The following is a 7,835-nucleotide window of genomic DNA, read 5'->3' on the forward strand; positions in this document are numbered from 1 at the left end:
GGGCCTTCTTCACCGCGTCGGCCAGGAGGGCGGCGGGATCGCCCTGCCCCTCGACGATCTTCACCGCGGCCGCGTTGAACGTGCTGCTCACGGCGGTGTCCCAGGTTCCCGGGAAGTGCTTGCCGTGCTTCTCGGCGAGCACCACGGCCTCCCTGGCCGTGCCCTGGGAGAGCTTCTGTGCGGACGCCGCCACGGACCTGCGCGGCGGGACGTGGAAGCCGTAGCTCTCGGCGAAGTCCTTCTGCAGGTCGGACTGCTGGACCCACAGCCACTGGACGAACTTCTTGGCCGCGGCCACGTTCTTGCCTTTGGCGTTGACACAACTGGTCCATCCGCCGACGCGGACGACGGGAGCGCCGCCGGCCTTGAAGGCGGGCCACGGCAGCATGCCGAAGTCGTCACCGAGGGCGGACTTGATCGCGGGCATCGCCCACAGGCCGCTCCACTGCATCGGCACGACGCCCTGGGTGAGGGCGGCGGGGTCCCACCAGTCGGTGGTGAACCCGAGCAGGAGCGACTTGTCGTCGTGCAGGCGCTTCAGCCCCTTGAGCGCTTCCAGCGCCTGTGCCGATCCGAACGCCACCTTGCCGTCGGGGGTCACGAGTTCGCCGCCGTTGGAGAAGACGGCGATGCTCCCGGAGTCGCCGAGGCCGTCGTTGCCGACGAAAAGGCCCTTGTTCTTCTTCGTGGTCAGGGCCTTCGCCGCGGCGACGAGACCGTCGAAGGTCGTGGGCGGGGTGACCCCGGCCTTCGCAAGGGCGTTCTTGCTGTAGTACAGCATCATGACGTCGTCGATCATCTTGACGCCGTAGAGCTTGCCGTCGACGGTGACAGCCTCGACTGCGTTCGTGTTGAAGTCGCTCCTGGCGGTGCCGTACACGTCGTCGAGCGCGGCGATCTGACCGCGGCGGGCGAGGCTCTCGCTGAAGTCGCCGATCTCGAAGACGTCGGGGGCGGCGTCGGTCAGCAGGGTCGCGTTGACCTTGCCCGTGTAGTCGCCCGGAACCCACGTGACCTTCACGGCTATGTCGGGGTTGGCCTTCGTGAAGGCGGTGGCGTAGCGGAGCACGGCCTGCTGGGTCCCGGCCTCGCCGTAGGCGTGATACCAGACGTTGAGAGTGGTCTTGGCACCGGAGCCTGCGGAGCCGCCGACGGGGTCGGTTCTGCACCCGGTCGACAGGACGCTTCCGGCGACGACGAGCAGCGATCCCGTGAGGAATCCGCGTCGGCTAAGCTCTGGTCTGCGTGTGCTCATGTCGCACCTTCTGTGTGGGTGTGGCGGGGCGGATGTGCTGCCTGGCCGGCGCCTTCGTCATTGCTTGCCGGCAGAGGAGGGCGTCGGCCAGGGAGTCGTACGCGACGGCTGCGGGATGTTCAGCCGGCGCCGATCGTGGTGGTGGCTGCGTACTGCGGGAAGAGGGCCTGGATGGCCACGGCGGCGCCGCCACGAGCCCATTCCTCCCAGGGGAGCGGCCGCAGCGACAGCGGGCACCGGGAAGCCGCCCCGAAGGCGTGCTCGGCGTACGCGTCCTGGATGTGGCGGCTGAACAGGTCGTAGGCGTCGACGCCTTCGCCGCTGACGACGACACGCTCCGGGCCGACGAGATTGACCAGTGCGGAGATGCCGACCCCGATGGCGTGTCCGGCCCGGGCGAAGGCCTCGCGCGCCGCGGGGAGACCGTCCCGGGCCATGTCGGCGACCTCGCCGAACGTGAGGTGCGGGTTCGTGGTGGCCAGGCGGACCGCCGCGAGGATCGCGTCGGTCGAGGCGATCGCCTCGACGCAGCCACGCGCGCCGCAGCGGCAGTGCGGACCGGTCGGGTCGACACAGAGGTGGCCGACCTCGCCCGCGACACCGTACGCGCCCCTGAGCAGCTGCCCGTTGACGACCAGGGCGGAGCCTATGCCCGCACCGATGGTGACCAGCGCGAAGTACTCGGTACCGATGCCTTCGCCGAACCAGTGCTCGGCGACGGTCAGGGCCCTGACGTCGTTCTCGACGGTGACGGCCAGGCCGGTGGAGGCGGTGAGCAGTTCGGCGAGCGGGACGTCGCGCCAGCCGAGGAGGCCGGAGTGGCGGAGCCGGCCGCTGTCCCGGTCCACGTCCCCGTTCACCGCGACGCCGAGGTGTCGTGTACGGGCACGGAACGCGGGGTCGGCGTCGAGCAGTTCGCCGACGAGCTCGGCCGTGAGGCCGGCGGCGGCCTCGGGGGTGCAGTCGTCGACAGGACGGACGGCCGTGGCCCGGATCCCGGCGCGCAGATCGCATACGGCGCCGAAGACCTGGTCGGAGCTGATCTTCAGGCCGATGAAGTACTCCCGGTCGGGGGCGACCGCGAGCGGGTTGACCGGCCGGCCGGCACCGGGTGCGGTGCGCTCCGGCGGGAGTTCGTACAGATAACCGTCGTCGATGAGGGGCCTGGCCGCCTTGGTGACCGCGGTCGAGGAGAGCCCGGTCCGCCGCGCCAGTTCCACTCTGCTGAGTGGACCCTCCACGAGGAGCAGGGCGAGGACCGCGGTCTCGGCGGGCGCACTGACCAGAGGCCGGGACTGATGTCGAAACACGGGAGCAACATAAAGCAAATAAATAACTTCTTCCAGTATTGATTTGGGAGTTGGGGCCGCCCTACGCTCGGGCCCGCCTCCGTGCCCTCCAGGACTTCACGAACACGGCACCGTCTTCCGGGTGTTGTGTCGCCATGCCTCCAAGTCGCCCTGGATTCAACCCTGTTCCTCACCACACCCTCAGGGGACCCATCCGTGCACGCCACGCTCCCGCCCGTCACCTTCGACCCCGGCCTCGGCCTCGCGGTCCTGCGCACACCGAACAGCCTCTACGCGCTGCGCCTCGCCTCCGACGGCAGCCCCCGGCACCTGTACTGGGGCCCGCCGCTCGACACCGTGACGCTCGCCGAGGTCCCGGACGCGGTCTCCCCCGCGGCGAGCAGCTTCGAGGCCGATGCCGCCGCCGACGAACTCGCGCCGCAGACCGGGGCGCGCTTCGGCCCGGCCGGCCTTCAGGTCCGCTTCGCCGACGGGACCCGGGGCGCCCAGTGGCGGTTCGCCGGTCACACCGTCGACGGCGGCGAACTGCGGTTGCGCCTGGAGGACCGGCACCGACCCTTGCGGGCCGAACTCTGCTACCGCGTCCGGAGCGACACCGACGTCATCGAGCGCTGGACGGAACTGACCCACACCGGGGCCGCGGACGGTCCGCCGGATCCGATCAGCGTCAACCGGCTGGACTCGGCGTCCTGGACCGCTCCCCCGCTGCCCGACTACCGGCTCAGCCATCTGATCGGGGGCTGGAACAGCGAGTTCCAGCTCCAGCGCGACCGGCTTCCGGTCGCCGAGACCGTACTGACCAGCCGTCGGGGTCTCACCAGCCACCACGCCAGTCCCTGGCTGGCCCTCGACGACGGCACCGCGACCGAGGACCGGGGTGAGGTCTGGAGCACAGCGCTCGCCTGGAGCGGGAGCTGGCGCGTCACCATCCACCGCGATCCGAGCGGCCACACCACCTGGACCGGCGGCTTCGGCCACGAAGGGCTCAGCTGGACCCTGCAGCCGGGCGAGAGCCTGCGCACACCGGTGTACGCCGGGCTGTACACCCCGCACGGCTTCGGCGCCGCCAGTCACGCCTGGCACCACTACGTGCGCGCGCACGTACTGCCCGGGCCCGAGCGGGACCGGCCCGTGCTCTACAACTCGTGGGAGGCCACCGGATTCGACGTCGACGAGGCCGGTCAGATCCGCCTCGCACACCTGGCCGCCCACGTCGGTGCCGAACTCTTCGTCCTGGACGACGGATGGTTCGGCACCCGTCGCGACGACCGGTCCGGACTCGGCGACTGGACTCCTCGCCCCGAGGCCTTCCCCCGGGGACTGCGCCCGCTCGTCGACGAGGTGCACGGCCTCGGCATGGACTTCGGCCTGTGGGTCGAGCCGGAAATGGTCAACCGTGACAGCGAGTTGTACCGCGCGCATCCGGACTGGGTCGTCCACTCCCCCCGGCTCGACGCGACCGAACTCCGCAATCAGCTCGTGCTGAACTTCGCCCGGCCCGAGGTCGAGGCCTGGGCCCAGCAGACCCTCGACCGCCTGGTGCGCGAGAACGACGTCGACTGGCTCAAGTGGGACGCCAACCGGGCCTTCACCGAGGCGGGATGGGACGGCCACCCCGACCCCGACCGCCTGTGGATCGACCACACGCGGGCCGTCCACCGCATCATGGACCGGCTCCGCGCCGCCCACCCCGGTCTGCGGATCGAGGCCTGCGCGGGCGGCGGCGGGCGCGTCGATCTCGGCATCCTCGCCCGCACCGATCAGGCCTGGACTTCGGACAACACCGACCCGGTCGACCGGATCGGCATCCAGAACGGCTTCAGTCAGCTCTTCCCCGCCCAGGCCATGGCCGCGTGGGTGACCGACAGCCCCAACACCGCCACCGGACGGCGCACCCCCCTGCGCTTCCGCTTCCACGTCGCCATGGCGGGCGCACTGGGGCTGGGCGGAGACCTGACGTCCTGGTCGGAGGAGGAACTCGCGGAAGCCGCCGAGCTCGTGGCCGATTACAAGCGGATCCGCCCGCTCGTGCAGAGGGGTCACCAGCACCGGGTCGCCCCGGCCGCCGGGCCCGTGGCCGCCGTCCACTACGCGGCACCGGACGACAGCGAGCACGTGCTCCTCACCTGGCGCCCCACAACTGGCTTCGGGCACCGCCCCGCCTCTGTGCGGCTGCCCGCTCTCGACCCCGAAGCGCACTACCTGGACCCGGAGCTGAACCAGGTCCACAGCGGCGCCGTGCTCGCACGCCACGGCATCGACCCGCGGCTGCCCGCCGGCGACCACGCCAGCAGCCTGATCCGGCTCCGCCGCGTCGGCCCCTGAACACCCCCCGCCCCCAGCCACGACTCCCCTGGAACCTCCCATGAACAGCGCCCGCGTACTGGTGATCGGAATCGACGGCGTACGCCTCGACCTGATCCCCGAACTGCACACCCCCCACCTCGACGGGATCGCCCGCGCGGGCTTCCTGGCCCCCGTCGAGGTGGACTCCGTGACGCCCACGATGTCGGGCCCGTGCTGGACCACCATCGTCACCGGCGTCGGTGTCCCCAAACACGGGGTCTGGGCCAACCGCCTCGACGGCTATCGCCTCGACGTCTTCCCCGACTTCACGACCCGTCTCGCGAGCGACTGCGGACGACGGACCTTCGCCGTCGGCGGTTGGGCACCGCTCTTCCTCGCCCAGCAGGGCGGCCCCCTCTTCGTCGCCCCCACCCGGCTCCGCTACATCGCTCCCCGCGAGGACACCCCCGAGGCGTGGGAAGAGGTGGACGACAGAGTGACCGCCGACGCGGAGCACCTCCTCGCCCTGGACGAGGACCTCCACGCCGGCTTCGTCTACCTCGGCGCCGTCGATGAGACCGCCCACTTCCTCGGCTGCGGCGAGGAGTACCGCCAGGCGATCGAGGCCGCGGACCGGCGCCTTGGCCGGCTCCTCACCGCCGTACGCGATCGCCCCGGCTACGCGGCGGAGGAGTGGACGGTCATCGTGGTGACGGACCACGGCCACCGCGATGAAGGGGGCCACGGGGGACGGAGCCGCCAGGAGCGAACGGCCTGGATCGCCGCGTGCGGTCCCGGTCTGACCCCCGGCGCGGCCCCGTCGCACCTCCACCACGCCGATGTCGCCGCGCACGTCTACAAGGCCCTCGGCATCACGGCCGACCCTCACTGGACCTTGGACGGCACCGCTTTCACCACGTGAACCCGCCGAGGACGGCCATGCGCTCCCGCCACGGGTTAGGGCCTGTCCGGCGGATCCTGCTGGGCTCGCGACGCCCTGCGACTCCGTCTCCTGCGTTGTCGTCAGTCGGCATGGCTCCGCCATGACTCTCCCCCTGCCTTCGGCGGGGGGACCCCCATCCTCCGCCTTGGATCCGAAGCCACATCAGTGACATCAGCCGCTTCACGGCGGGCGCTCGCTGATCCAGCCTGATCCGCCGGACAGGCCCTACACGCTCCGAACGAGGCGCGGCCCGGTGAGCCCGGGCTGCGCCTCTCGGTATGACCGGGGGACAATCACGAGGTGGATGCCATGTCTGCCGCCACCCCTGCCCCGGGGCCGTCCCCGGCACCGGGGGCGCCCGCGCCGCTCGCGCGCAGGCTCGCCCCGCCACTGGCCGCCCTGGCCGGTGTCGCCGCGGCCTTCGCCTACGTCGGCGCGGTGGACCCGAACGAGCCGGGTCACTACCCCGTCTGCCCGCTGCTGCGGTTCACCGGGATCTACTGCCCGGGCTGCGGCGGGCTGCGCAGCGCCCACGCCTTCATCCACGGCGATCTCGGCGCTGCCTTCGGCTCCAACGCCCTCGCGGTCGTAGGGTACGGAGTCTTCGCCGTCCTGTGGACCGTCTGGCTGGTCCGCGCGGCCAGAGCCCTGCCGGTGCGGATCGGCCTCGGGCCCGCCTGGTGGTGGGCGCTCGGCGGGGTTCTGACGGTCTTCACCGTCGTACGGAACCTGCCCTTCGGCTCGGTGCTCGCGCCATGACGCCCCGGGCGAAGTTCCAGGTAGTGGGACGGCGGTCAACCGGATGCGGGCCCTTCGCCCTCCTCCGGATACCATCGAGATAGCTGACAGTGATCCACGATCCACCACCCGGAAGGGGGCCGCTCGCGTGAGTGTGCTCGACGAGATCATCGAAGGCGTGCGCGCCGACCTCGCAGAGCGGCAGGCGCGGGTCAGCCTCGACGAGCTCAAGGAGCGTGCCGCCAAGGCGCCCCAGGCCAAGGACGGCGTGGCCGCGCTGCGCGGAGACGGCGTCAAGGTCATCTGCGAGGTGAAGCGCTCCAGCCCCTCCAAGGGAGCGCTCGCCGCGATCGCCGACCCGGCGGGACTCGCCGCCGACTACGAGGCAGGCGGCGCTGCCGTCATCTCCGTCCTCACCGAGCAGCGCCGCTTCGGCGGCTCGCTCGCGGACCTGGAAGCCGTGCGGGCCCGGGTGGACATCCCGGTGCTCCGCAAGGACTTCATCGTCACGTCCTACCAGCTGTGGGAGGCCCGGGCGTACGGCGCGGACCTCGCCCTGCTGATCGTCGCCGCCCTCGACCAGGAGGCTCTGGTCTCGCTGATCGAGCGCGCCGAGTCGATCGGCCTCACCCCGCTCGTCGAGGTCCATGACGAGGAGGAGGTCGAGCGGGCCGTGGACGCCGGTGCCAAGATCATCGGTGTCAACGCGCGCGACCTCAAGACCCTCAAGGTCGACCGTTCCACCTTCGAACGCGTCGCTCCCGAGATCCCCGCGGGCATCGTCAAGATCGCCGAGTCCGGCGTCCGCGGCCCGCACGACCTGATCGCGTACGCCAACGCCGGCGCCGACGCGGTCCTGGTCGGCGAGTCCCTGGTCACCGGCCGCGACCCGAAGGCCGCAGTCGCCGATCTGGTCGCCGCCGGCGCCCACCCGGCCCTGCGGCACGGGAGGGACTGACCCTCCCATGACCGCCGTCGTCCGCCGCATACCGTCCGCCCACCGGCCGAGCGTCCGTCGCCCGGCCGGTGCGGCTGCCACGGCATGTGTGCCGCACGCCCCGCTGGCGCGCGGCTGCCGCCCGCGCGGCTGCCGTGCCCCGGCCCGGCGTGTGCACGGACGCCGCGTCCGGTACGTCATCGGGGACGAACCCGGCCAGGTCAACGGCATGCGATGGCGTCGCTGAGCGACTAGTGCTGTGGCTGGAAAGGTTTGCCGGGAAGCTCGCGGCGTCCGGTGCGGTGCATCGCAAGGCGGAGTATCGCCCTCGTACTGGACGTACTTGGGTGATGCGACAACGCAGCG

At 71.5% G+C, this 7,835-nt stretch carries 7 protein-coding genes; 5 read left to right on the plus strand and 2 right to left on the minus strand.

The genetic code is table 11. The features are described from left to right. A partial coding sequence (locus ACWGI8_RS34955; RefSeq protein WP_453667188.1) for an ABC transporter substrate-binding protein occupies positions 1–1,255 on the minus strand: 1,255 nt, incomplete at its 3' end. A 119-nt stretch (positions 1,256–1,374) separates the two neighbouring features. Next, positions 1,375–2,565, minus strand: a complete 1,191-nt coding sequence (locus tag ACWGI8_RS34960) for an ROK family protein (protein WP_453667190.1) — start codon at positions 2,563–2,565, stop codon at positions 1,375–1,377. Positions 2,566–2,760: 195 nt separating this feature from the next. Here ACWGI8_RS34960 and ACWGI8_RS34965 point away from each other — a divergent pair, with 195 nt between their 5' ends. From ACWGI8_RS34965 to trpM, 5 genes are all read left to right on the plus strand, one after another. Beyond that, positions 2,761–4,890 (plus strand): alpha-galactosidase, encoded by a 2,130-nt coding sequence (locus ACWGI8_RS34965; protein WP_453667191.1) that lies wholly within the window; start codon positions 2,761–2,763, stop codon positions 4,888–4,890. 40 nt (positions 4,891–4,930) lie between these two features. Beyond that, a complete protein-coding gene (locus ACWGI8_RS34970; protein WP_453667192.1) occupies positions 4,931–5,773 on the plus strand; it encodes an alkaline phosphatase family protein in 843 nt (280 codons plus the stop codon). 330 nt (positions 5,774–6,103) lie between these two features. Next, the gene (locus ACWGI8_RS34975; protein ID WP_453667193.1) at positions 6,104–6,553 is read left to right on the plus strand and encodes a DUF2752 domain-containing protein; all 450 of its coding nucleotides are present in this window, start codon (positions 6,104–6,106) and stop codon (positions 6,551–6,553) included. Positions 6,554–6,680: 127 nt separating this feature from the next. Beyond that, a complete protein-coding gene (gene trpC / locus ACWGI8_RS34980; protein WP_453667195.1) occupies positions 6,681–7,490 on the plus strand; it encodes an indole-3-glycerol phosphate synthase TrpC in 810 nt (269 codons plus the stop codon). Between the two features lie 7 nt (positions 7,491–7,497). Next, positions 7,498–7,716, plus strand: coding sequence for a tryptophan biosynthesis modulator TrpM (gene trpM, locus ACWGI8_RS34985; RefSeq protein ID WP_453667196.1), 219 nt, complete (start codon positions 7,498–7,500; stop codon positions 7,714–7,716). Positions 7,717–7,835 lie beyond the last annotated feature (119 nt).

The sequence above is a fragment of the Streptomyces sp. NPDC054841 genome (assembly GCF_053611045.1).

Coding starts and splice junctions, on each gene's coding strand:
- ACWGI8_RS34975 (WP_453667193.1), top strand. CDS start 6,104: ATGTCTGCCGCCACCCCTGCCCCGGGGCCGTCCCCGGCACCGGGGGCG.
- ACWGI8_RS34970 (WP_453667192.1), top strand. CDS start 4,931: ATGAACAGCGCCCGCGTACTGGTGATCGGAATCGACGGCGTACGCCTC.
- trpM (WP_453667196.1), top strand. CDS start 7,498: ATGACCGCCGTCGTCCGCCGCATACCGTCCGCCCACCGGCCGAGCGTC.